We start from the raw sequence: 25,234 nt of genomic DNA on the forward strand, positions 1-25,234 counted from the left end.
ATTCAGAAGAATAATGGCGCGATAGCTCATTGATAGTAAAGGAAATAAACATGAAAAAGACTCTTATCACTCTTGCTCTAACCATGGTATCGAGTGGCGTATTTGCTCAAATGGATAACTCAAACATGAACCACGAAAATATGGAGCATGGTCAAATGGATCACGGTTCCATGAACATGGATAAAATGCCGATGGATCATGGAAAAATGGATCATTCTGGTATGAGCGGCATGCCGGGCATGTCAGCGGTTGGTATGCCTGCAAATGGCGCAAAACCAGACAAAGTCGTTCATGTACTCTTAACGGATGATATGAAAATTACATTCAAAAAAGATGTGACAATAGAACCGGATGATGTGGTTCAATTTGTGGTAATGAATACAGGCAAAATCAATCACGAATTTACCATTGGCTCAGCAGAAGAACAGCTTAAACATCGTGAAATGATGAAAACCATGTCTGGCGATCACATGCATGACTCCGGCAATGCTGTCACTGTTGAACCAGGCAAAGCGAAACAACTCTTGTGGCACTTCCATGGCGATAAAAATGTAGAGTTCGCGTGTAATATCCCCGGACATGCAGAAGCCGGCATGGTCAAAAAAGTGGAACTGTAGTGAGACCGGATTAACGTATTAACACGGTTCATAGACGTTAAATGTAAATACAAAAGGAGCTAATATCAGCTCCTTTTTATTTCGCCCCAAATGCTAGATTATCGCATCACAAACAGCTCTTCATGATAGTGATGTTCTGTATCAAAACGATATGCCTCTAACTCTTTTTTCAGGGTTCGAGAGAATACCTCCGGTCCACAGAAATAAAACTCATAACGCGATAAATCGCCGCATTCCTTCGCAATTTGTTCAACATTAAGTCGAGGTGAAATCGCAGTATCTATCACGTTCAGTTTCACTTGTGCCTGACGCGCAGCATTCCATAGTTCATCCACTAAATGACTATCTAAGCCACGTGTACAATAAAACAAATGCACTGGCGGATGTCTTTTTAACGCTTTCAATGAAGATAAGATAGCAAAGAACGACGCTATCCCGACACCACCAGCAACCCAAACTTGCGGCTTGTTGACATCAAACTCTAAACGCCCATACGGTCCTTCAACAACAACCTCATCGCTCGCTTTCACGCGCTGGTACAAATTGGTCGTGAAATCGCCTAGCTCTTTGATCAAAAAGCGAATCTCTGGATCGTGCTCACCTGAAACAATCGTAAACGGATGCGGATCTTCATTACCAAAACGAACATAAGCAAACTGCCCGGCTTTGTGTCCTTGCCAAGGTTTTCCTTGACCGTTATTGCTTGGCGCCAAAACCAGCTCCATCACGCGCGCTTGAGGGAAGTAGCGAGTCGACACCACTTTGGCGGGATAGCGATTCGCTCGTCCGACAAAGCCAAACAAGCTATAAACGGCAGCCGCAGAGCCCATCAATGCAAAACCAAAAGCGATAAAATGAATGGGATCGCCCCAGTACGCGTGCTTGATCAGCAAAACGGAGTGAACAGCAACCATCAAATACACCACAGCCATTAAACGATGGGATAACTTAAACGGTTTGTATTTAACAACAGTCCAGAGTGACACTGCCAGCAATACCAATAGCAAATAAAAGCCCCACTCACCTAAATCCAAGCCTATATCACGCAGTTCTTTAACCCATAACTCAAAACCAACGAAGTTATTGCCTGATGGCCCTGCTCCAGTGTGTTTTACTGGTTTTTCCAACCAACCAGCAGCAACGAGCCACTTCGGCACTTTATACATAAGCCAATGGATCACACCCAAACTGACGCCTGCTATACCTAACCACTTGTGTACTCGATATGCCTTGTCCATGCCATGAACCCATTGCTCTATCACAGGTAAGCGCAGCGCCAGCACCATCGCAATAGACATCAAAGCTAACGACAAAACACCAGAATATTGAATAAGCGCGGAGCGCCATTGGAAGAATTGGGTCGAGGAAAGCAGTTGCGGTTCACTCATCCACCACAACACAGACACGGCGGCAATTATCATCCATACAAAATTTCGTACAGTTTTCATGAACATCACTCTCAAATTGACGACAACTCTAGTTTAGTTTTTCTAGCGTAATGCAACGTCAATATTCGTAAAGTTGAGTAAACCCACAATATGCCTAAGGTCAATAACAAACTTGGAGGTATTGCGCAGAATCCTACAAAAAATCGACATGGATTTAACAGTGGTTAGAGTATTCGCTCGTTATAGTTTGCGTAACATCGCCACAGTGCGAACCAAAACCAAAATGAAGAACACGACGCATGAAAAAGTTATTTTTGTTGGCTGGGCTAATGGTTTGCTCAACCCTAAGTTACTCTTCCCAACTGAATGAAGACATTTCTCTCATCGAACAACAAACCTCAAGCAGAATTGGAGTCTCGGTTTGGGATACGCAAACCGATGAGCGCTGGGATTACCGTGGCGATGAACGCTTCCCACTCATGAGCACATTCAAAACCTTGGCTTGCGCCACAATGCTAAGTGATATGGACAGCGGTAAGCTAAGTAAAAATGCGACCGCGAAAGTCGATGAGCGCAGCATCGTTGTGTGGTCTCCAGTGATGGACAAACTCGCAGGCCAAAACACACGCGTAGAACACGCTTGTGAAGCCGCGATGTTGATGAGTGATAATACTGCTGCCAACTTAGTATTGAATGAAATCGGCGGTCCTAAGGCCGTGACAATGTTTCTGCGAACTATTGGTGATAAAGCGACGCGCCTAGATAGATTAGAACCACGTTTAAACGAAGCGACACCGGGAGACAACCGCGACACAACCACACCTAACGCCATGGTAAACACTCTGCGAACCTTGATTGAAGGAGAAACGTTGTCTTACGAGTCTCGCGTGCAATTAAAAATCTGGATGCAGGACAACAAGGTTTCAGACTCGTTAATGCGTTCAGTATTACCAACAGGTTGGTCTATCGCCGACCGCTCTGGTGCGGGTGGTCACGGTTCGCGCGGTATTAACGCAATCATATGGAAGGAAAACCATCGTCCTGTTTACATTAGTATCTATGTCACAGAAACCGAGCTATCACTGCAAGCCAGAGACCAGCTCATCGCGCAAATCAGTCAGTTGATTTTACAGAAATACAAAGATAATTAATTCACTGCGTACATATTTACTTTCCTAAGTTCACCCTCTTTGCCCTTCTCTTCCCTGAAGGGCTTTCCTATTCTTTGGTTCTACCTCAAAAACACCCCTTATTGAGTAATGACTTACTTATAAATAGGTATAACATTTATTCATTTAGGCGTGAGTTAACGCCCACATTAAGCAATTGAACACACATAGATGGCGATAAATAAACCATAATCTTACGTAGAAACGCATTTTTCTTGAAAATAGCTTCGTGTAACTTATTGTTGGTATTTGCAACATCGCAAGGAGATGTCTATTGAGACTTGAAAGAACTTTTAACCCTGATGACTTATCGATGCAGAACATGGAAAGTCCGATCTGTATGCCGATAGGGTTTGTTCACTTTTTAGCTCAATCGGAAACATTGCAGCAGGTGCTTGATACGGTCGCAGAATGGATAAATCGTATATTCAATTCCGACCGCGCGAGTATCACGCTTTATGAAAATGATGATCATCTAAAGGTCTACTCTTTCTCTGGTAATAAAGCGATTCCGGCTGAATTCTTGGTACCTATTCACCGAGCTTTTGTTGGCCGAGTGTTCAAAAAACAACAACTGATGATCTGTGACGATGTCACTCAATCTGATGAGGTCGATTGTGTGATGCTGGCATCCAATGGCATGGGAACGTGTATGGATGCGCCTTTAATGCACGGTAAAGTCTGTTTGGGAACGCTCAATGTTGCACATCACCAAACGCACACTTATACAAATGAACAAGCGGCACAGCTTCAGTGCATTGCTAACTGGATTGCTTTAAATATTGCCCTTCATATACAAATTATGAAAATGGAGCATCTCGCCACAACGGATGATCTGACTGGCATTCCAAACCGCAGAGAATTCATGCGACAAATCGAAAGCCGCCTGAATGAATACCGCACCCAAGGCATTGACTTCCATGTTGCTATTCTAGATTTAGACAACTTTAAAAGCCTTAATGATCGGTTTGGTCATGATGCTGGCGATAAATCGCTGATCCATGCAGTCAACACCATTCAAAGTCATCTACTTGACTGTGACTTACTTGCCAGAGTTGGCGGTGAAGAGTTTGCCATCGTACTAAGAAGCCGCTCATCGCAAGAAGCCCTAAACACATTAGAAACGATTCGTAATGCGCTAGAAACTACGACGATTCAACACTCAGGTCGTGATATGAGCTTTACCGCTAGTATTGGTGTAACTCAAGTCTGTAGCTTGGATGACTCGTTTGAACCACTCGTAAAACGCGCCGACTTAGCCCTTTACAAAGCCAAAGAAACCGGTAGAAACCGTGTTGAGGTTCATAAAACAGAAGAAAACTAGAAAAGAGAGTGATAAAAAAGGTAGCGACTTGTTGCGCTACCTTTTATAAATTCTAACCCGCCTAAAATAAGTAACACGAACTTTAAGCCAGTTTAGAAATAAGAGTGAGCAAATTTAATTATGCTTTCTTAAGATCTTTAGCTGGGTAAGTTAGCGTTTTCTCGCCTGCTTTTACGTGTGTGTAAAAACCGCCACTGCTTAAACCTGTAACAACCATTTCGCCAAGATCGATACCTTTAGTCGCTACTACTACGTCACCGATTGAAAACATATTGAATACCTTGTTTATTTAGATTAAGACACTAAGTCGTTGCGCGGTATTTAATATGATATTAGGCAAACCACCTAATCGAATTTTTTATCGTAAAGATTAATTTTTATTTGGCGTGAACTTTAAGTTTCCATATTGAAAAAAACACAATATTTCCCAAAAACAGATGCGCTATTCTTATTAAATACGTTAAGATTTTCTAGCATCAATTGCGGAGGTTTACTCCGCCTCATTGGAGATAAATGATGAAGAAAGGCCTAAAAATGCGTGCACTAGAACGCTCTGATTTGCGCTTTATTCACGAACTAAATAACAACCGAAATATCATGGCCTACTGGTTCGAAGAGCCTTATGAGTCTTATGATGAGCTCGAAGAACTGTACCGAAAACATATACATGATGACGCAGAAAGACGCTTTGTGGTTGAAGATGAAGACGGCATAGTGATTGGATTGGTCGAACTTATTGAGATCAACTACATTCACCGAAGCGCTGAGTTTCAGATAATCATCGCCCCAGAACATCAAGGACGAGGTTATGCGACAGAGATGATTAATCGTGCATTGGATTACTCCTTCTCGATTCTTAATCTACGTAAAATATACTTATTGGTCGCAGTGGATAATGAAGTCGCTATTCATTTATATAAGAAATGTGGTTTTATTGAAGAAGGCCATTTAGTAGAAGAATACTTTATTAACGGAGCCTATAGCGATGTTAAGCGCATGTATATATTAAAACACCAATATCAGAAAAAGATCGAAGAAAAGAACGCGATTCACTAATTTATTCCATCAAAGTAAAAACGCAGCCATCGTTGCTGCGTTTTCAATTTACTCAAATTGATATTGGTAAGATAATGCGACGCGCCTATCTGCCTCATCTAAATAGGTGTTGTTGTCCATGACAAACGTCATTACGTTAAACGAGTGACGTTTATTCACGAGATAACCAAGGCCGATACCACCAAAGAAGCCTTTGTAGTTCTCTCCTTCACTGTTTTCTGAGCCGTAAGTGCCTGCTGCGAAGCTGATTAACGTCAGCTCTTTGGTAAACGATTTCAGCGCAAATGCACCAACGTAACCGCTGCTGCCTGAAGAGCTCATCATATTGAAGCCATTCTCTGCACTTGGAGTGCCCGTAAAGTTAGGCTCGCTACAGTTGCTGCCTGCTGCACCGTCACAAACAGGAACATCACCAGTGTTGTACGTATAGCCTGCCATTGGGAAAATTTGGAAGCCTGCTGGCTCAATCCCGAAATAACTTAGCGGCATAAAGGTACCAACGCTGTAGTTGGTTTGATCCGCGCCGTTTACGTATTCATTTTTACCGAAGTTGAAGTTCACGATACCGACCGGAAACAACCACGAGCCACCAATACGCCACTCGCTCGCATCATCATTGATACGCAGGTTGATTTTGCGCGCTTGGTCAAGCGCAAGTGAGCCCGAGAATGAGATGTTTTGATCATCAAAATCGTAGTTGTTTGCGTACGACGCGCCAAATTTCGTAATGACTTTTGTTGGGTCATCCGCCAACTTGTTTTTATTGTCTTTTACTCGGTGCTCGGCACCATGAGCCAGCGTACTGACCAACAAAGTCGTACACACTAACGCTAGTTTATTTTTCATTTTTAGTCCTTTGAGATGTTGAATACCCGCACTTAGCCGCGCAGATACTTTTTAAATCATCACTCACTGGGTGTGACAGAAGCGCCCTAACTACCTTAGATAGCGTGACAGCATCCAGTGCAGGTAGTTAGGGTAGAATGGCCTGTAAGGAAGGCGTTTTAGCGATTAGGAATGATTAGTTTTTCCAGTTGTAGCTCATGCTCATGAAGTACAGAGCAGGCTCATCAAAGCCAGCTTGTGAGCTTGGCGTTTCTGACGATTCCATCAAGATCGCTTCAAACGCGAAACCAATTGAGTTTTCTGAATCCAATGTGTAATCAATGCCTGTACCAATGCGGTACGCCTTGCCAGTAGGAACGGTAATATCACCGTTTGATTGGCTCTCATACATGCTGGTATCGAATGCAAAACCTGCATTCCACATCATTTTTTCATTCAGTTTGTACTGAGTACCCAATGCGATTTGGTAAGTGTCTTGTGTCTCTACGTTCAGCGTGGTTGTGTATTCGCTCCAGTCTTGCCAGTTCACGTTCCACATCACCGCTAGGTCATCATTCAATTCGTGGTAAGCACTGAAGATAAGTTGTTGTGGAGCAATGGAGTTGCTGTTGTCGAATTCAAATTCGGTTTCAGAAGAGTAAGACAGACCAAGACGCGTGCCTGGTGTTGCCTCATAAAGCACACCTACTCGGCCATTAACCTGAGTATTTTGGTCTTCGTCTAAGTATTTTTTATGCACGCCAGAGCTAGCCAACGTCCCTTCTACTTCATACATACCGTACTGAATACCAAGCGCCGCACCCACAGACCAGTGATCATTGATGCGGTAAGAAGCGGAAGGTTGAATGGTCAAGGCTTGCGTCGTTGCTGTAGGAATATCTAAATGATTATCCAAAAGACCTTCGTACTCGAGGCCAAGACCGTAGTTGCCATATAAACCAATACCCAGCGTCCATTTGTCGTTCACTTGTTGGCTGTAAAATGCCGACGCCATAGGAACAAAACCAATCACGTTGCCAGCATCGCCAGTCATCGTGTCTAGTTGCGCGTCACCGTAAAGGCCAATCAGGTTACCAGAGAAAGATTTACCAGAAACATTCGCCAGACCAGCCGGGTTTGCAGCCATTACTGAGGCATCTTGCGCACGAGCCGCCATACCAGCGGATGCCAAACCAATATCCGATGCTGTTGTTTCGTAAAGGTATAACCCACCCGCTTGCGCAGCAGCACACGTCAGTAGAGAGCTCGCTACGACGATTTTTGAAAGATTTTTCATGCTAAAACCTATTATTGTTTGGGGAACCCACGCTGCGACGGTGGTTGTATATCAATGAAAGGCATTGGCCAATCGCACACAGCGTGGGGGTGTTGTGGAGTCAGTCGGTTGAAATCAGCGTTATTGCTCGCTCACCTCAAGTTCAGTGGGTTTCTTTCGCTTAAACTTCTCGCGCAGAGATTGCATCATCACGAAAAACACTGGCGTCAGCAACGTGCCTACAAACGTAGAAAGAATCATGCCGCCGAATACCGCAAAGCCCAGTGAGTGACGAGATGCCGCACCAGCACCCGATGCAATCACCAACGGGAATACCCCCCAGATGAAGGCGAATGCGGTCATCTGTACTGCACGGAAACGAATTCGAGCAGCTTCTTTGGCAGCATCAATGATGGATAAGCCCTTTTCTTCTCGCAGAACTTTGGCAAATTCCACGATAAGAATCGCCACTTTGGCGGACATACCGATCAAGATGACCACACCAATCTGCACGTACAAATCGAACGGTTGTCCCACCAGCAGTAGCGTGCCCATTGCGCCGAGAATCGCGACTGGAACCGCCATCATTACCGCAGCAGGAATAGTCCAACTTTCGTACTGAGCCACCAAGAACAAGTAGGTGAACAGCAAAGACAATGCGAACGCGATTGGCGCCATGTTGCCTGCTTTCATCTCTTGGTAAGTCATGCCTGACCACTCGTACGAGTAACCACTTGGCAAAGATTCCGCAGCCAGTTTTTCAATGGCTTTTACAACATCACCCGAGCTGTAACCTGGCGCTGGCGCACCGTTCACGGTTGCAGAACTGAACATGTTGTAGTTCGATAAGGTATCAGGGCCGAAGATCGGCTTCACTTTCACTAGCGTTGCCAGTGACACCATTTTTCCAGAGCTTGAGCGAACAAACAGATGGTCGATGTCGTCGATGTTGTCACGGTATTGCTCTTCTGCTTGCACTTTCACTTGGTACGAACGACCAAACAAGTTGAAGTCAGAAATGTATGCACCGCCCAACTGTGCTTGCAGTGTGCTGAAGATTTCATTCAACGGTACGCCCATCGAAATCGCTTTATCGCGGTCAATATCGATGTAACGTTGCGGAATGTTCGCACGGAAAATCGAGAACGCACGCGCCACTTCAGGCAGTTGATTGATTTGGGCAACAAAATCAGCGGTTGTTTTTGCCAACTCTTGTGGAGAACGGCCCAAGTTGTCTTGCAGCACAAGGTTGAAACCATCCACCGCACCCATGCCTTTGATTGCCGGCGTCGCGAAAACGAACGAAGCGGCATCTGGCGTTGAGTTCAGCATTTGGTTAACTTTATTCATCAACGCGCGTTGGTGTAGCTCAGGGTCTTTACGTTTGCTCCAGTTATCCAGTTTGATGATCAACATGCCCGAGTTTGGAATCGACGCCATGTTAATTACCGAGAAACCCGCAACCGAAACCACGTTCTCCACACCTTCCATCTGTTTTAGCTCATCAACGTACTTCTTCATTAATGGTGCCGTACGCTGCAATGCAGCTGCGTCTGGCAAACGCATTTCGACCATGAACACGCCTTTATCTTCGTTCGGTACGAAAGAAGAAGGTACGGTCATGAACGCAAATGCCAGCCCCGCAATAAGCACGCCATAAACACCGACACTCAGCACAATGCGGCGGCTCAAGAAGCCAACTAAGCCTTGATATTTGCGCGTTATTGCTTCAAAACCGCGGTTAAACGCACGCAAAGGCGCAATAGGTTGCGAGTGAGTTGATTTCAACATCAACGCACAAAGCGCTGGTGTTAACGTTAATGCGTTGATCGCAGAGATCAGCACCGACACACAGATAGTGACCGCGAACTGGTTGAACATTCGACCAGAAATACCCGGCAATAGCGCAACCGGTACGAATACCGCCAACAAAATAAGCGTTGTTGCCAATACTGGCCCCGTCACTTCTTTCATAGCTTGGATAGTGGCCGGAATCGGGTCTAAATGCTCTTCATGGATAACCCGTTCCACGTTCTCTACCACGATGATCGCATCGTCCACCACGATACCGATGGCGAGGATCAAGCCAAACAACGAGATCGTGTTAATGGTCATGCCCATCACGCCCATGATTGCGAACGTCGCAATGATGGAAACCGGAATCGCTAAGGTTGGAATGATGGTCGCTCGCCAGTTCTGCAAGAAAACGTACACAACGAAGGTGACAAGAAGTACCGCAATCACCAGCGTCTCGTACACTTCATCAATCGATGTCTCTACGTATTCGGTAGAGTCATACGCGATGTCGTAGACCAAATCATCTGGGAACGATTTCTCATACTCTTTCATGGCCTCTTTCACGCGTTCCATCACGTCTAGCGCGTTCGCTGTCGGCAACTGATACAAGGCCAGAACGGCGGCTGGTTCGTTATTCATACGACCATCAGCTTCGTAACCTTGTGCGCCAACTTCCACACGAGCCACATCTTTCAAGCGAATCAAAGAACCTTTCTTGCTCGCGCGGATGATGATGTTCTCGAACTCTTCTGCAGAAGTAAGGCGGCCTTTGGTTTGCAAAACATATTGATATTGCTGGTCACCCGGAGCTGGCATACCACCGATCTTACCCGCCGCCACTTGGATGTTTTGCGTTTTAATTGCGCCAATAACATCGCTAGCAGAAAGCTTCAAGGTGGCCAGTTTATTTGGGTTCAACCAAATACGCATTGAGTAGTCTTTCTTACCCAGCAGCGTAATGTCACTCATACCTTCGATACGTTTTAGACGCTCAACGATATTGAGATCCGCATAGTTAGAAAGGTAGATACTATCGTGAGACTGTTTCGGGGAACGCAGTGTGATAACGCCCAACATGTCGGAAGATTTCTTCTTAACCGTCACACCGATTTGGTTTACTTCTTGTGGGAGAGAAGACGTCGCTTGCGCCACCAAGTTGTTCACACGAACCTGCGCCATATCGCCATCTGCGCCCACTCGAAAATAGATACGTAGTGTGTATGAACCATCGTTACCAATCACAGAAGACATGTAAATCATGTCTTCAACACCGTTGACTTTGGCTTCTATCGGCTGTGCAACCGTCTTTTTAACCACGTTCGCGTTTGCACCCGGATACATGGTGCTCACCGTAATTACCGTCGGAGAGATTTGAGGATACTCAGAAATTGGCAAGACTTTCAGGGCGATCATACCCATCAATGTCATCGCCAGTGAGATCACCAAAGCAAACTTCGGCCGGTGAATGAAAAATTTACTTAACATCAGTTCTCACTCAGCCTTGTTCACTCTGTAGTTCAACGTCTTTCACCGTTGCACCCGGACGCACTTTTTGTAGACCATTGACGATGACTTTTTCGTTAGCCGCCAAGCCAGTCAGCACAGCACGTTTCACACCGTAGGTCTGACCGAGTTCAACGTTACGACGAGACACCACGTGATCATCACCAACCACCATGACGTAGTCACCCGCTTGGTCTTGCTGAACAGCCGCCGATGGGATAAGCAAACCATCAATAGTTTTGTTGCGCAGCTTGATGGTCAAGTTGCCATATTCACCCGGCATAAGCGCGTAAGTTGGGTTATCGAATTGTGCTTCTGCTCGAATTGAGCCTGTTTCTAAATCGATCTTGTTGCCAACGGCGTAGATCTTGCCATCAAGCGGGTACAATGAACCGTCTGAAAGCGTCAGTGTTAAATCAACATCCAGTTTGTCATCGTTACGATGAGCCACATCAATCGCACTTCTTACGCGGCGGTAGAGCTTCTCATCCACATCAAAGCCAAAGCGAATTGGATCGATTTGAGTGATCGAAACAAGAGGAACGAGTTGAATTTTCGAAATACGGTCACCCACTCGGAAGTTGCTGAAACCCACGCGGCCAGAGAAAGGAGCACGCACAGAGCTAAATTCAAGATCGAGCCTTGCTGAAACCAGCGTCGCTTTCGCCTCTTCTACCGAAGCAATCGCTGCGGCGTGCGCGGCAATGGCGTCATCGTATTGCTGCTCACTGATGCTTTTATCTTTGATGAGTTTCTTCACACGTTCTGCATCACGCGTAGTTTGAACGAGTTGTGCTTTTGCTTTTTGCAACGACGCTTTTGCATACGCCAGTGCCGCTTTATAAGGGCGGTCGTCGATTTCAAACAGCAATTGGCCTTTTTCGACCATATCGCCATCTTTAAAATGAATCGCGGTTAATTCGCCACCGACTCGAGGCATAATATCAACGTCATTTACCGCTTCAGTTCGACCGATAAAAGTATGATAAGGAGTGATTTTTGTTTCGGTTAGGGTAACGGTTTCAACAGAGGGTGCTTGGGCAGTTTTCGTTGCGATATCGCCAGTTTTGCATCCTGATAGTAATGCAGAAGATATAGCAATAGATACCAACGCAAATTTATATTTGGCTTTCATGATAAACCTACTTTATGTAGAAAGTGTCCTAGCCTAAATGTTTAAATATATGGATAAACACACTTTCTATTCTGGAAATAAACGAGGGAGTTAGAATTGGTAGTTAAATTCGATACGGTGATCACCATCACCGAAATTAACGTGCTCATTCCAGTTTGCAAAGTAACGAATATTTGCGCGAGGATTAATTTGATAAGACAACGCAAACTCATGAGTTAAGATATTATCTTCACCCGCGTAATAAGTATCTTTATATTGACTAGACCCTGATAGTGTATGCATATACATTGGGTTGTAGTTAATCCAGATTTTATCGGTTAATTCAATTTTTGAGTACATACCGACAACGGTGAAAATACCTGGAATTTCATAACCTTTGTCATCACCACTAAAATCATTAGCAATAGTGACACCCGCACCAGCCAAAGGAAATAACTGCAACATACCAAACTTAGGTAGACCTTGAATAAAGCTATAAGATGCATCTAATTTATCGTTATCAACATCGTAGTTTACATCTAATTGACGGCCTAGACCTTTTGCGACTTCTACTTGGAAATTACGTAGTCGGAAAGAGTCAATGCTATCATCAACATTGGCATACATTGGATCGTCATTGTCGCGAATGCCAAGTAGCTCACCACCAATGCCTTTCATTTCGATGATGTTCATCGCCATGGTGCCAGGCTGGCTAGATTGGTAAGTTTGACCGATTTTGATGTTCGCGCCTTTGTCAGTAATACCAAAGCCCGCTTGGGTGTAAACCGCAAGTGGGTCAGACATATCTTGTAGTTCTTCGTCATTATTTGTCTGAGCATAAGCAGAAGACGCGAGTTGAAGGGCTGCTGCCATGATAACAACAGACGGTTTCACTAAATTCATAAAACTGTATCCATTTTAATGATTATAAAATTATTCACGTCATGAGGTCATCATAAATAGCAAGCAACACAACTCGCTTTGGATAATATAAATTATCAAAGCAAATTTAATAATGACGAAACATTAGACGTTTTAATTAAAATAAAATAAAGCGTCGTAAAAGTTCAATCACTGCTACTTATATCTTATATAACTTGAAATTTGGTAAGCTTTACGAAGAAGGGAATATTAAAACTTATGAAAATTCAATTATCATTAGAACAAATGATTAATTAAATTTACCATATAAATAAGGAGTGCAATGGTGTTAGGTGATCGCGATCAAGTTTTATTTGTATCGTATATTACTCTTCAGGTAAAGAAGATAGATGTAATAAATTGCAAATACCTTAATTTAATTAGCCTTGCGGTCAATTTAGAATAGTTACTCCACAATAAATTAAAAGGAAATCACACTCTGTGATTCCCTTTTATTTTCGAGTGCAAAAGCACCAATGCATTTCGTTAACTAAAAACGCAAACGATTCGCACTATTGCAGTTTCTCTATCCCCATATTGAACAGTGCAAAGCTATAAATATCTGCATTTGTCTCAATTATTTTACGAGTTGGTGTGCCAGCACCATGCCCTGCATTGGTTTCGATGCGAATCAAGGTCGGATTTGAACCCGCCTGTTTTGACTGCAACTCAGCAGCAAATTTGTAAGAGTGAGCAGGAACAACACGATCATCATGATCACCCGTTGTAATCAATGTTGCTGGGTATTCCACCCCCGCCTTTACATTGTGCACTGGCGAATAATCTTTCAGATATTGGAACATCTCTTTACTTTGCTCTGCCGTACCGTAGTCATACGCCCAACCAGCACCTGCGGTAAAAGTATGATAACGCAGCATGTCCAGTACGCCGACTGCTGGCAGCGCCACTTTAAACAACTCTGGACGTTGCGTCATAGCAGCCCCCACTAACAAGCCACCATTCGATCCACCGTTAATGGCTAACTTGTTTGATGACGTTACCTTTTCATCAATTAGAAATTCAGCCGCCGCAATAAAGTCATCAAACACATTTTGCTTTTGCATTTGAATGCCAACGTTGTGCCACTCTTTACCATACTCCCCACCGCCACGAATGTTCGCTACCGCGTAAACACCACCAAGCTCAAGCCAAGCTGCACGTGTCGGGCTAAAAGATGGTGTGAGGCTAATGTTGAAACCACCATAACCATATAGGATGGTTGGTGCACTGCCGTCCATCGGTGTCCCTTTTTTATAGGTGATGATCATCGGCACTTTTGTTCCGTCTTTTGAGGTGTAAAACACCTGACGAGATTCATACAAAGCTGGATAAAATGGCGCTTTAGATTTGTAGTACACCTCGCTATCACCATCTTTGATGTTCAGACGATACGTAGTGCTTGGCATCTTGTAGTTGGTGAAAGAATAGTAGACTTCGGTTTCTTCTTTTTTACCTGAAAAACCGTACGCACTACCAATATCAGGCAGCTTGATTTCACGGATGAGTTTGCCGTTCATGTCGTATTGCTTCACCATCGAGATCGCATCAACAATATAGCTCGCAAACAAATTGCCACCCGCGGTAGAAACACGTAATACGTTCTTTGTTTCAGGGATCAAATCTTTCCAGTTTTTGGGCTGCGGCTGACTCGCATCCACCGTCACGACACGTTTGTTCGGCGCATTAAGGTTCGTAACCAAGTACAGTTTCGTGCCTTGGTTGTCTATTACCCAAGTATCAGAGCTGGTGTTATCTAAAATGGTTTTAAGCGGGCTGTTTGGCTTACTCAAATCTTTAAAGAACAGTTTGTTACCCGATGTCGATATGCTGGCTGAGATAAACAAGTAGCGTTCATCATCCGACGTATAGCCGCCAACATAACGGTATTTCTCTTCCTCAAAGCCGCCGAAAATCAGCTGGTCTTCACTTTGTTTTGTTCCAAGGGTATGAAAGTAGAGCTTGTGTTGATCTGTCTTCGCGGAGAGTTCACTCCCCTGTGGCTTGTCATAACTTGAGTAATAGAAACCTTGATTGCCGAGCCAACTGATGCCGCTGAACTTAATATCCACCAGCGTTTCGCCGACGGGCTTTTTGGTTTCTGTCTCTAGAACTATGACTTTTCGCCAATCGCTACCGCCTTCCGAAATGCTGTATGCAACTAAAGATCCATCTCGTGAAAAGCTCACTCCCGCTAACGATGTGGTGCCATCTTCACTAAAAGTATTTGGATCGAGGAAAATTTCTGCTTCACCATCACCTAGCTGCCGATAAAGCACGTCTTGGTTTTGTAACCCGTCATTTTTGTAGAAGTAAGTGAACTTACCCTCTTTGAACGGTTGGCTTTGTTTTTCGTAATCCATGAGCTTAGTAATGCGCTCTTCAATCTGCTTGCGGTAAGGGATTTTCGACAGATAATCAAACGTCACTGCATTTTGTGCCTTCACCCATTCTGCGGTTTCTGGGCTGAGATCGTCTTCCAACCAGCGATAAGGATCACTCACTTTTGTACCAAAGTAGTCATCGACAACATCCACTTTTTGCGTGGTTGGATACGTGATGGCTTTCGGGTTTACCTGTTCAACCGACGACTGCGCCGCTTCATTTGCATGCGCCACAGACAACACACTTCCGAGTGCGAGAGCCGTTGCTAATGCTAAGGTGTTCTTTTTCATGAAATTCCTTTTTATTTTTCTGTTGTCTTTTTGTGCAATACATCAGAACTCTACTATATATCGACAAAATGAATCTAATTTCATTAAACGAGTTGTGAAAGCCATCCTAACTCCCTCATTTCCTGCGAATTCTACCTATCGGTAAGTGGAAGTGTAGAGCTTAGGAACAACGCTGAAGAGCTACGATGGCGTTTACTCTCTTTCGTTTAATTCAGTTCGATTTGACGCAAAACCCCAGACTCAGAAGCGAAATCTTGGTCGTGACTAATCAGAACAAATCCACCTTTGTATGCATTTAACGCCTGACTAAGCATTATTTTTGAATCGAGATCGAGATGGTTATCTGGCTCATCAAGCAGCAGCAAAGGCTGGGAGTGTTGATGGCTGACGATCAGCATTGCGAGCTTCATCTTCTCGCCACCGCTTAGTACGCATCCCAACCGAAACACAGCGTCTCGACGAAAACCGATCCCTGCCAATAAGGTTCTCGCTTCACTTTCCGTCATCTCTTGGCAGGTCTCCATTACGTTCTCAAGTAACGAAAGATTTGGATTCACTGCGCCAAAGTGTTGGTCGAGATAATACAAAGACGTATTCACTTGCAGCTCACCTCTCAGCAACGACAACTCGCCAAGCAACGTCTTTAACAAGGTTGACTTTCCGCAGCCATTTTTCCCTTTGAGATGGACTTTATCGTTCGCAAAAATCTGCAAAGTGATAGGAGTAGAATCCCCAAAAGGCAATATACCTTCTTGTATCGACAACACTTTTCTCGAACGGTTCGGATTATCTGCAAGATAAAGCTTTTGCACTTTGAGCTGCTCATGTCGCGATTGCAATGCCCGGTCTTTGGCTTGTAAATGCACTTGTCTGAGTTGCTCATTCTTATTGCGACTTGAGGTGCTGGCGGTCGCTCTATCCTTTTTGCCATCAAGCAAAATTTTGGGCTGACTGCCGTCTTTGCGCAGTTTGTTCCCTTGCGCGGCGCGTTGGTCTGCTTTTTCGCGATTTTTCTGGGCTTGCTCAGCTAACCGTTTTTTGTGTTTATCGACCTGCGCTAACTGCCTTTCGACCGCTTGTAGCTCAGTGCGTTTTTGCTCGGCATACACATCGTAATTTCCCCCAAAAACTTGTAAGCCTAAGCCCGATAGTTCCCAAATTTCCTCCATTGATCGCAACAGCTCACGATCGTGACTAATGAGTAAAATCGCGCCGCCGAAATGCGTCATAGACTCTATCAGCCATTGTTTCGCCTCGGTATCGAGGTGATTGGATGGCTCATCGAGAATCAAAAGCTCCGTTTCGTTTTCAAACAGTTGCCATAACTGCAAACGCGCCAACTGACCACCACTGAGCCGAGCACAAGAGAAATCAAGGTCTTGCGGTAATCCCATCGCAGCGAGCTGCTGTTTGAGTTTCAATTCAATATCCCACTGCTCGCCAACCAGTTCGAACCAATGTTCAGAAACATCACCTTGTTCAATCTGCTTTAAAGCATGCAAGACCGCATCTTTGCCCAGAAACTGGGCGATCGATTGCTGACCTGAAAGCAGATCAGACGGCTGCTGGCGATACATCATGAAAGAAGAGGGAAAAGTCACTACACCGCTGGAAGGCTGAGTTTCGCCCGCCAAAATGGAAGCCAAAAGCGACTTACCGATGCCATTGCGCCCAACCAAACCAACACGTCGTTTAGTCATGGAACAAGAAATAGACTGGAATATCGTCTCGCCATTATCAAACTGATGGCTAACATTAAAAGCTTGTAAAACTGGCATAATTTGCCTCCTGTATGACAGGGACAACAGCCGTAGCTATGATTTGAGATTGCAACAAAACGCGTGCACAAACGCAGTAGCTTTATGTAAAGCTCGACGATAAACGTCAAATAAAAAATTTGTCTTGTTGCAAAGAAATATCGGAAAGTGAGCTACGCCTACTAACCCTGCAGATCCAAAAAATAAGTAAAAATATGGATAACAGGTTTAGTTCTTCATGTTGGCGTAATCTCCTAGAGAAATGATTTGCGAAGTTTAGCGGGTTTTCTGACTAAAAAGCAAGCAGCATTATTTATCAAAACTTTGAACGATTTCGAGATCTTATCTACACAAATTTTGCCCAAGCCATACTATGCTTACAGTAAAGCTAATCCACATAAGGGCGTGGTAATGAAATACAAACATATCCTTGTTGCACTCGAACTGTCCGATGAGAGCACTGTTCTGATCGACAGGGCCGTAGCGATGGCTAACTATCTCGACTCCGATATTTCATTCATCCATATTGATGGAACTCACGGGGAAATTTATCGTGAGCTCGTAGACATTAAAGAGAACCCAGACCAAAGGCCGCTGAATGAGCACTCTATGGAATGTTTGAGAACATTCAGTGAGTACATGGATTATCCACTCAAACACTTCTTCGTGGGTACTGGTGATTTAGCCGATAAGCTCGAAATTACTATCAAAGAGCAAGAAGTGGACTTGTTGATTTGTGGACATCATCAAGATTTCTGGAGCAAAATCATTTCCTACTCAAGACATCTTATCAACAAGTCACCAGTCGATATTTTAGTCGTTCCTATTCATGATTAATTAGAATTTGACGCTTGCCAAAACCACCAACTTATTTGGTGGTTTTTTATTGATATTGAAACAGCTTAAGCACTTTTCCAAGCTAGCTTGACGGCCATTTATGAGTTACATTTTCTAACCAACCTGCGCTCCTACTGGGCATGGTTATTTAGATAGCAAGGATCCTTATGGCGAATAAAAAAGTATTAATTCTCTTTGCTCATCCTTCCCAGCATCGTTCAGAAGTGAATACTCCACTTTTCAAAGAAGCTCAAAAAATTGAAGGCGTGACATGTGTTGATCTCTATGGTGAATACCCTCGTTTCGATATCAATATCGACCGTGAACAACAACGCTTGCGTGAGCATGATGTGGTGGTTTTTCAATTCCCACTATATTGGTATTCAACCCCAGCAATTTTAAAAGAGTGGCAAGATCTGGTTTTGGAGTATGGCTTTGCTTACGGCACTGAAGGAACCGAACTACAAGGTAAAACCATGCTGTGCGTGCTTTCGGCCGGCGGCAAAGAAGAAGCCTATAAAGCCGAAGGCTACAACCATTTTACGATTCGGGAACTGCTCGCTCCTATCGAGCAAATGTCAGCGCTCACGGGTATGCACTACATTGCGCCTCTTGCTTTGTTCGGCGCACGTACAGCCGAAGAGGAAGGACGAATTCCCCGTCATGTCGAACGGTACAAAAACCTGCTAACAGCATTAGTCGAAGATAGACTGGATGTTGAAGCAGCTGCGTCATTAATCAAACTCAACAGCGCACTTCCGAAGCTCATCAAGGAGGCTTCATGACAGGGATATTCTTACAAGCCTTCGTGTATTTGATTGCCGCTGTAATTGCGGTACCACTTGCCAAGCGTTTAGGGCTCGGTTCCGTTTTAGGTTACCTCATCGCTGGTGTGGTAATTGGTCCAATTATCGGTTTAGTTGGTGAAGAAACAACGACAATTCAGCATTTTGCCGAATTTGGCGTGGTTATGATGCTATTCCTAGTGGGGTTAGAGCTAGAGCCTAAAATGCTTTGGTCAATGCGAAATCGTTTAATGGGCTTAGGCGGTCTTCAAGTTGGCGGTACCATCGCGGCGATTATGGGTATTGCCCTGTACTTTGAGCAGCCTTGGACCATTGCCTTAGCCATCGGCTTGATTTTCGCCCTTTCTTCTACTGCGATTGTTTTGCAAACTTTTAGCGAAAAAGGGTTAACGAAGACAGAAGGCGGACAAAACGCGTTCTCTGTTTTGCTTTTCCAAGATATCGCTGTTATCCCGATGTTGGCCTTTATTCCATTGCTGGCCCTGCCGGAGTTAGTCGAACAAGCACAAAATGCTGTTCAAACGGCTGCTCAGCATCATGACGATTTAAACCTCGTGGCCGATTTACCGGGCTGGGCGTACGGAATAGTCATCACAGCATCGATTGCGATTGTTGTCGTTGGTGGTCACTTTTTAAGTCGACCTCTGCTGAGCTATGTTGCTAGCTCTGGGCTGCGTGAGATTTTTACCGCCACCGCATTGATGCTGGTGATCGGCATCGCAGCACTGATGAGTTTAGTGGGCTTATCTCCTGCCTTAGGAACCTTCTTGGCTGGCGTTGTATTGGCGAACAGCGAATTCCGTCACGAGCTAGAGTCCAATATCGAACCATTTAAAGGGTTGCTGCTGGGTCTGTTCTTCATCACAGTCGGAGCTGGGATCAATTTCTCAGTTCTATTTGGTGACTTCTGGTTGATCATGGCACTGACCATTGGCGTGATGGTATTGAAAGCCTTGGTGCTATTTATTCTCGCGCTGATATTTAGAGTGAAAGGCAGCAACCGCTGGCTGTTTACCTTAAGCTTGGCTCAAGCGGGTGAATTTGGTTTTGTGTTGCTAAGCTTCTCTGTGCAAAACCACGTCATTCCGTTTGAACTCTCGCAAACGCTTGCGCTGGTTGTTGCTATCTCAATGTTCTTAACGCCAGGTTTGTTCATTCTATTTGACAAATTAATACTGCCGCGTTTTGAAACTCAATCAAACGAAAGGGAAAGCGATACGATTGAAGAAAAAGGCACAGTAATCATCGCTGGTATCGGCCGTTTTGGTCAGATTGTTAACCGCTTGCTTGTTTCTAATGGTGTAACAACAGTGGTGCTCGATCACCAAGCCAACCAAGTTGATAACATGCGCCAGATTGGCACTCGTGCTTATTTTGGCGATGCGACTCGACCAGATATGCTGCACACTGCAGGCATCGAGCATGCGGCTGCGTTGGTCGTCGCAATTGATAACCAAGAATCGAGTGTGGAATTGGTGAAGTACGTCAAACACACGTACCCCAAAGTAACGGTGATCGCACGCGCCTTTGACCGTGGTCACGGCTATCTTTTGCGTCAAGCTGGGGCTGATATTATTGAATCGGAAACCTACCATTCCGCATTGGAGATGGGCGGTCACACGATGAAAGCACTTGGTATTCATCCCTTCTTTGTTGAGCAGCAAAAAGCGACATACAAGCGTGTTGAAGCGCGCAAGTCCGAGATACTCTACAAAGCTTGGGAAGATGATTCTGAAGGCGAACGTTATGACAACAATTTCCGACAACTGTTTATTCAGTTAGAGGAAAAAATGGCGGAAGAGATGCAAAAAGATCGCCATGACAAACTCTCGCGCTCAGAACGTGGTTGGACGCCACCGCCGAAAGGTTACGCCGATGACTTCAATGAAGATAACGTTCAAGAACTAACACCGCCGAGAGAAGAGCCGCTCTGACGGTAACTTGCTCAATATTAAAAACCTCCCGTTTGGGAGGTTTTTCTTTTTCAGTACCGAGTCACATGCCGTGCAGGATAAAATGATCTTCTCACGAGATTACATAAGATCATTCATTAAAATCTCATACTCTTCGTTTGCTTCTTCCACTAAGTGAGAAAGCTCTAACGCATCAGTAACTGCAAGATTGAACTGCCACTGAGTTGTGTCTTCTTTACCACAGATTCGAGTTTCACACCCACGGCTCTCAAAAGACAAATCATCAAACTCTGTGGTATGGCGCTCTTGAAGTTCTACAATCTCAACTTCTAATTTACCGACAGGGTTAACTTTAACGTGAGCATGTAAATCTGAACTGTTAGACAAACAATAATCTCTATGAACCGCAATCATGGCCGCCTCCTTGGTCTGCCAACTGACAACTCACCCATGAGTGTAGACGAGGGAGTTTGAACGTGGGGTGAAATAATAATGAAGATTGATCTGTCTCATTGGAGTAGACAATTATTGTTGTGCTGGTATGAGCCGGTATGAATCTCATCTGATTTAAATCGTTCCTAGATCACAAGAGTTGGCATTTACCGAGACTTTCCCTATTATCGAAACAAATTTACTGTAGTCATTCTTTAGAGGTCAGTATGGAGCTTGAAGCCGTCGCTAAAGCACTAAAAGAGTTAGGGCATCCTACTCGTTTAAGTATTTACAAAGAAGTTGTCAAAGCCGGATACAAAGGTATCGCGGTAGGCGGCGTACAAGAAAAGCTTGGCATTCCTGCATCCACTCTCTCTCATCATATTTCTAGTCTAGCCTCAGCCGGGCTTCTCACCCAACGTCGTGAGGGGCGAACCCTTTTTTGCGTTGCAGAGTACCAATGTTTAGATGATGTGATCGGCTTTTTAAAGGCTGAATGTTGCGTTAATGAGTGCTCATAACCTCATAGCAGAGGCGAAAGACTTCGGTTTTACATTAGACTTTACCCGTTCTTGAATGACCGCCGACAAACATAAACACCGAGCTCGCTAAGCTCGGTGTTTTATTTTTTAGTTTTCGACGAGCAACATTGAGGCTTTAGGTGGCACAATTAACTTACCGTCAGATGGAACGTCCTGATCCGTCATCAAATCCACCCAGTCGCCATCCATTTTCAATGCCAAAGACTGCTGACGCTGCGATTTATTAAGCACAACAACGCCTTTGCTCCCTCGCTTAAATACCAGCATATCATCGTTACCTTCAAGAACACTCATCGACTCGCCATGCGTCATATTGTGGAACTGGATCATTTTCGCCATTCGCGGATCGTTCCATGCGCCTTGCCATCTTGGCTTGCCATTTTTATCTGTAATACCGCTAGTGTTTAAGTCGGTATAAACCAATGGCACACCACCATCGCGGCCTAGAATGTAGGCATAAGCTAACCATTCATTTTCCTCATCCATGATCAGGTCAAGAAAAACGTCATTGTTAGGAATGTCATGCGTGACAACAAATGTAATCGCGCGACCAGGCGAAAGGGCCTGACCGAAACAGTATGGGTCAATCAACGACTTGAAACTGCCCTTTTTAGCGAACGCCTTAAAAATGGTCGAGAACAACGGGAAATCATAAGCGCCTAAGCGAGTTTCCTGTAAATACGGCTCAAGAAACAACTGATACTCTTCCTCTGTCGCACCGCCATCGGTAATAATTTCGCCAAATATATGCACATCGCGCGTGATGTCGTCTGTCCAAACACGTTTAAGATGCTCTAGCGTCATGTGTTTCGCGGCATCAATACGAAAACCTTTCACACCAATGGCTTTCAATGCTTTTAGGTAAGCGCGTTGCTGCTCAACGACATGGTCACAAACACGGAGGGTTGGCAAGCCAGGATCGGTTGGTCCACCTGTGATGCGTCCATTTTGTACCTGCCATTTATCTTTCCAGTCTTTAATACCGAATGCTTCAACAAAGTCCTCTTCATCAAAAAGCGGTTGAGATAAGTCGCCAAATAACGTTAGCGACTGATATTTCTGTTTGTTTTGTTGGTATTCCTCCAGGACCTCTTGCCTTGGGTATTGGAGGTCTCGGCGAAGGTGGGCCTCATTTGCCATATGGTTAAACACCACGTCAGCGTAAACCCACACGCCAACTTGCTCCAGTTCACGAACCATACGGATAAAGTCTTTGGTATCACCCAACGCATTGTCGATGACACGGTAATCTTGAGGTTGATAGCGCTGCCACCAGCGATCATCGTGGGCGCTTTTCATTGGTGGCGAAACCAGCACGGAGCCGTAACCTAGCTCGTGGATTTCTTTTGCTCGTTGGGCAATGTCAGCATACTTCCAATCAAACGCATGTAAGATAACATTCGCACCGAATGATTGTATTTCCTGTGAGCCACTCATGTTGTTCTCCTACTCGTTTTCACTCACGATTACTTGTTTGCATTTTTTTGTGAGTGAATTCAATAGTCGAAATTATAAGAGCTATTCATCAGACGCCCTCACCCTTTTCGCCCTAACTCAAGGCTGAAAATGAAGGCGTAGTGACTCCTCCATTGCATAAGTAGAAACGGTTCTGGACGTAAACGAGTAGATGACATTCAAGCACACCGCACACAAATCAAGATAAGTCATTGTTTTATATTGCAAAAAATTGCATTCAAAATATATAAAAGAAAATGCCCGGGTACGCCCTAAAGGAGACCAAAGACTAAAAACAGCCAAACCACTCTATTGAGTAACTAATTTTTAATAAAGTGAAACTGGCAGGTGGATCACGTTTGGCGCGTATTCAAAATAGCCTCCTTCTGCGTATCCCACCTTAAAACATGGAAGATTACCGTTTGTATCTATCCCGAAATGACTTCAAAATGCGGAACTTAGCTTATGCCTATTGGTATGAATTACCTTGGAGGGTAATCATGAATATCAAAGAGTTTTCTAGCCTCGTCGGCTTGTCTGCTCATACACTTCGATACTATGAAAAAATTGGCTTACTTAAACATGTCCATAGAAACGCGAGTGGGCATCGAGTGTATAGTGCGAAAGATCTAAGCTGGATTAGCTTCGTAAAGCGATTAAAAGAAACTGCAATGCCACTTGAAGAGATTCTGGAATATGCAAAATTAAGGGAAGTCGGCTCAGAGTCTGTACGACAACGCCAAGCCTTGCTAGAGCAACATCAAGAAAACCTCAAACTCCACATTGAACAGCAGCAAAAGCACTTAACGGCTCTAGAAGAAAAAATTGCCTTGTATAAAAGCGGAAAAGTTCGTTGACTTAGAGTTAACTCTAAGGATTAAGGTATGTTTGCATTTATTCACTAGGAACATATCGATGGAACAATCACGCTTTAACAAAGGATTAGAACTACTCTCTCACATTGATGGCGACGCTGGTCATAACGTCATCGAAAGCTTACAAGATGTTTGCCCAGATTTAGCTCAGTACACCATTGAGTATCCGTTTGGCGATATTTATGCTCGCCCAGGCTTAGACCTAAAATCGAGAGAAGTCTCAACCGTCGCCGCGCTAACGGCAATGGGGAATTGTACACCACAACTGAAAGTACATCTCAATGCAGCACTGAATGTAGGCTGCAGCGAGGCTGAAATTAAAGAAGTCATCTTACAGATGTCCGTCTACGCAGGGTTTCCAGCGGCATTAAACGGCATGTTTGCCTTCAAAGAAGTGCTAGCGGAAAGAGCAGAGTAATCACGACGTTGAAATCAATTTAAAGGCAATTAAATTAAAAACGGCCCTTGGGGATCGGGCCGTGATTTAAACAACGAGTGAATTAGCGCTCAGGGGTTTCAAGCAGTTTAACCGCGCAATCTACCGCGTTGTTAATGCCTTGACTACTCTCCAACTTGCCTGAACTTGCAGGACCAAGGGCACAAGAATACAAAGCCAGCTGCTTATCGAACGGCAGATCCAACTGTTCATATAGATTTTGTCGGATTCTTGCATGTTGTTCTGGTTCTTGGTTAGCAAGGCTAATCAACGTTTCATAAATAAGCGTTTTCATGTCTTTCCCTTTTCACTTTATTGCACGGGGTGCATATATATTGTATCCGTTTGGAAAGCACAAATCAGAAGCTAGGTCACAGAACGCGTCGCTAAAAAAGTTTATGTGCGCGGTAAATTGTAATACAAACCTAAAGCCGTTTAGAAAAAGAGCAAAGGATAACTCGATAAATCAGCCGATTAACTGGCATTCGCCGCTGTTTGATCACAATGGCATCCGATACA

Annotated in this window: 22 protein-coding genes; 10 read left to right on the forward strand and 12 right to left on the reverse strand. The window is 44.4% G+C overall.

What is annotated here, in order from left to right; translation table 11 throughout:
* Positions 1-50 precede the first annotated feature (50 nt).
* Positions 51-617 (forward strand): cupredoxin family protein, encoded by a 567-nt coding sequence (locus L3V27_RS05450; protein WP_150917835.1) that lies wholly within the window; start codon positions 51-53, stop codon positions 615-617.
* 98 nt (positions 618-715) lie between these two features.
* On the opposite strand, the gene L3V27_RS05455 is transcribed toward L3V27_RS05450, so the two are convergent.
* Positions 716-2,065 (reverse strand): ferric reductase-like transmembrane domain-containing protein, encoded by a 1,350-nt coding sequence (locus tag L3V27_RS05455; protein WP_237311229.1) that lies wholly within the window; start codon positions 2,063-2,065, stop codon positions 716-718.
* 239 nt (positions 2,066-2,304) lie between these two features.
* Between L3V27_RS05455 and blaCARB the strand changes: the two genes are divergently transcribed.
* A complete protein-coding gene (gene blaCARB, locus L3V27_RS05460; protein ID WP_047008407.1) occupies positions 2,305-3,156 on the forward strand; it encodes a CARB family carbenicillin-hydrolyzing class A beta-lactamase in 852 nt (283 codons plus the stop codon).
* Between the two features lie 292 nt (positions 3,157-3,448).
* A complete protein-coding gene (locus tag L3V27_RS05465) occupies positions 3,449-4,498 on the forward strand; it encodes a sensor domain-containing diguanylate cyclase (RefSeq protein WP_048625291.1) in 1,050 nt (349 codons plus the stop codon).
* Between the two features lie 118 nt (positions 4,499-4,616).
* Here the strand turns inward: L3V27_RS05465 and L3V27_RS05470 are convergent, their stop codons facing one another.
* Positions 4,617-4,769: a hypothetical protein gene (locus tag L3V27_RS05470; RefSeq protein WP_005375418.1), complete on the reverse strand. Its 153-nt coding sequence runs from the start codon at positions 4,767-4,769 to the stop codon at positions 4,617-4,619.
* A gap of 245 nt (positions 4,770-5,014) precedes the next feature.
* Here L3V27_RS05470 and speG point away from each other — a divergent pair, with 245 nt between their 5' ends.
* Complete coding sequence (gene speG / locus L3V27_RS05475) at positions 5,015-5,554, forward strand: spermidine N1-acetyltransferase (RefSeq protein ID WP_041853120.1); 540 nt, start codon at positions 5,015-5,017, stop codon at positions 5,552-5,554.
* A 48-nt stretch (positions 5,555-5,602) separates the two neighbouring features.
* Here the strand turns inward: speG and L3V27_RS05480 are convergent, their stop codons facing one another.
* The 7 genes from L3V27_RS05480 to L3V27_RS05510 form a co-directional block, all read right to left on the reverse strand.
* The gene (locus L3V27_RS05480; protein ID WP_046873738.1) at positions 5,603-6,400 is read right to left on the reverse strand and encodes a hypothetical protein; all 798 of its coding nucleotides are present in this window, start codon (positions 6,398-6,400) and stop codon (positions 5,603-5,605) included.
* Positions 6,401-6,575: 175 nt separating this feature from the next.
* On the reverse strand, positions 6,576-7,676 hold the full coding sequence (locus tag L3V27_RS05485) for an outer membrane protein transport protein (RefSeq protein ID WP_237311230.1): 1,101 nt from the start codon (positions 7,674-7,676) through the stop codon (positions 6,576-6,578).
* Positions 7,677-7,796: 120 nt separating this feature from the next.
* Complete coding sequence (gene vmeQ / locus L3V27_RS05490; protein ID WP_237311231.1) at positions 7,797-10,937, reverse strand: efflux RND transporter permease subunit VmeQ; 3,141 nt, start codon at positions 10,935-10,937, stop codon at positions 7,797-7,799.
* Positions 10,938-10,947: 10 nt separating this feature from the next.
* Positions 10,948-12,090, reverse strand: a complete 1,143-nt coding sequence (gene vmeP, locus L3V27_RS05495) for an efflux RND transporter periplasmic adaptor subunit VmeP (RefSeq protein ID WP_005391278.1) — start codon at positions 12,088-12,090, stop codon at positions 10,948-10,950.
* A gap of 90 nt (positions 12,091-12,180) precedes the next feature.
* Complete coding sequence (locus L3V27_RS05500) at positions 12,181-12,972, reverse strand: hypothetical protein (protein ID WP_237311233.1); 792 nt, start codon at positions 12,970-12,972, stop codon at positions 12,181-12,183.
* 530 nt (positions 12,973-13,502) lie between these two features.
* On the reverse strand, positions 13,503-15,662 hold the full coding sequence (locus L3V27_RS05505) for a prolyl oligopeptidase family serine peptidase (protein ID WP_237311234.1): 2,160 nt from the start codon (positions 15,660-15,662) through the stop codon (positions 13,503-13,505).
* A gap of 206 nt (positions 15,663-15,868) precedes the next feature.
* On the reverse strand, positions 15,869-17,440 hold the full coding sequence (locus L3V27_RS05510; protein ID WP_237311235.1) for an ATP-binding cassette domain-containing protein: 1,572 nt from the start codon (positions 17,438-17,440) through the stop codon (positions 15,869-15,871).
* A gap of 390 nt (positions 17,441-17,830) precedes the next feature.
* Here L3V27_RS05510 and L3V27_RS05515 point away from each other — a divergent pair, with 390 nt between their 5' ends.
* From L3V27_RS05515 to L3V27_RS05525, 3 genes are all read left to right on the forward strand, one after another.
* Positions 17,831-18,256, forward strand: a complete 426-nt coding sequence (locus L3V27_RS05515; protein WP_005392539.1) for a universal stress protein — start codon at positions 17,831-17,833, stop codon at positions 18,254-18,256.
* Between the two features lie 167 nt (positions 18,257-18,423).
* A complete protein-coding gene (locus tag L3V27_RS05520; RefSeq protein WP_046873744.1) occupies positions 18,424-19,041 on the forward strand; it encodes an NAD(P)H-dependent oxidoreductase in 618 nt (205 codons plus the stop codon).
* Positions 19,038-20,996 carry a monovalent cation:proton antiporter-2 (CPA2) family protein gene (locus L3V27_RS05525; protein ID WP_065645746.1) on the forward strand — a complete coding sequence of 653 codons (1,959 nt, stop codon included), beginning with the start codon at positions 19,038-19,040 and terminating at the stop codon, positions 20,994-20,996. Before L3V27_RS05520 ends, L3V27_RS05525 begins: the two co-directional genes overlap by 4 nt.
* 99 nt (positions 20,997-21,095) lie before the next feature.
* Here L3V27_RS05525 and L3V27_RS05530 read toward each other — a convergent pair whose 3' ends face one another.
* Positions 21,096-21,389: a hypothetical protein gene (locus L3V27_RS05530; protein WP_012842444.1), complete on the reverse strand. Its 294-nt coding sequence runs from the start codon at positions 21,387-21,389 to the stop codon at positions 21,096-21,098.
* A 245-nt stretch (positions 21,390-21,634) separates the two neighbouring features.
* Between L3V27_RS05530 and L3V27_RS05535 the strand changes: the two genes are divergently transcribed.
* On the forward strand, positions 21,635-21,928 hold the full coding sequence (locus L3V27_RS05535) for a metalloregulator ArsR/SmtB family transcription factor (protein ID WP_005375388.1): 294 nt from the start codon (positions 21,635-21,637) through the stop codon (positions 21,926-21,928).
* A gap of 108 nt (positions 21,929-22,036) precedes the next feature.
* Here L3V27_RS05535 and L3V27_RS05540 read toward each other — a convergent pair whose 3' ends face one another.
* A complete protein-coding gene (locus L3V27_RS05540) occupies positions 22,037-23,386 on the reverse strand; it encodes an alpha-amylase family protein (RefSeq protein WP_237311236.1) in 1,350 nt (449 codons plus the stop codon).
* A gap of 518 nt (positions 23,387-23,904) precedes the next feature.
* Between L3V27_RS05540 and L3V27_RS05545 the strand changes: the two genes are divergently transcribed.
* Together L3V27_RS05545 and L3V27_RS05550 are read left to right on the forward strand one after the other, a co-directional pair.
* Positions 23,905-24,261: a MerR family transcriptional regulator gene (locus tag L3V27_RS05545; protein ID WP_005392533.1), complete on the forward strand. Its 357-nt coding sequence runs from the start codon at positions 23,905-23,907 to the stop codon at positions 24,259-24,261.
* 58 nt (positions 24,262-24,319) lie between these two features.
* Positions 24,320-24,697 carry a carboxymuconolactone decarboxylase family protein gene (locus L3V27_RS05550; RefSeq protein WP_237311237.1) on the forward strand — a complete coding sequence of 126 codons (378 nt, stop codon included), beginning with the start codon at positions 24,320-24,322 and terminating at the stop codon, positions 24,695-24,697.
* 82 nt (positions 24,698-24,779) lie between these two features.
* Here the strand turns inward: L3V27_RS05550 and L3V27_RS05555 are convergent, their stop codons facing one another.
* Positions 24,780-25,010: a PAS factor family protein gene (locus L3V27_RS05555; protein WP_005375384.1), complete on the reverse strand. Its 231-nt coding sequence runs from the start codon at positions 25,008-25,010 to the stop codon at positions 24,780-24,782.
* Between the last annotated feature and the right edge of the window lie 224 nt (positions 25,011-25,234).

The sequence above is a fragment of the Vibrio sp. J2-3(2022) genome (genome assembly GCF_021725735.1).
GTDB classification, from domain to species: domain Bacteria; phylum Pseudomonadota; class Gammaproteobacteria; order Enterobacterales; family Vibrionaceae; genus Vibrio; species Vibrio diabolicus.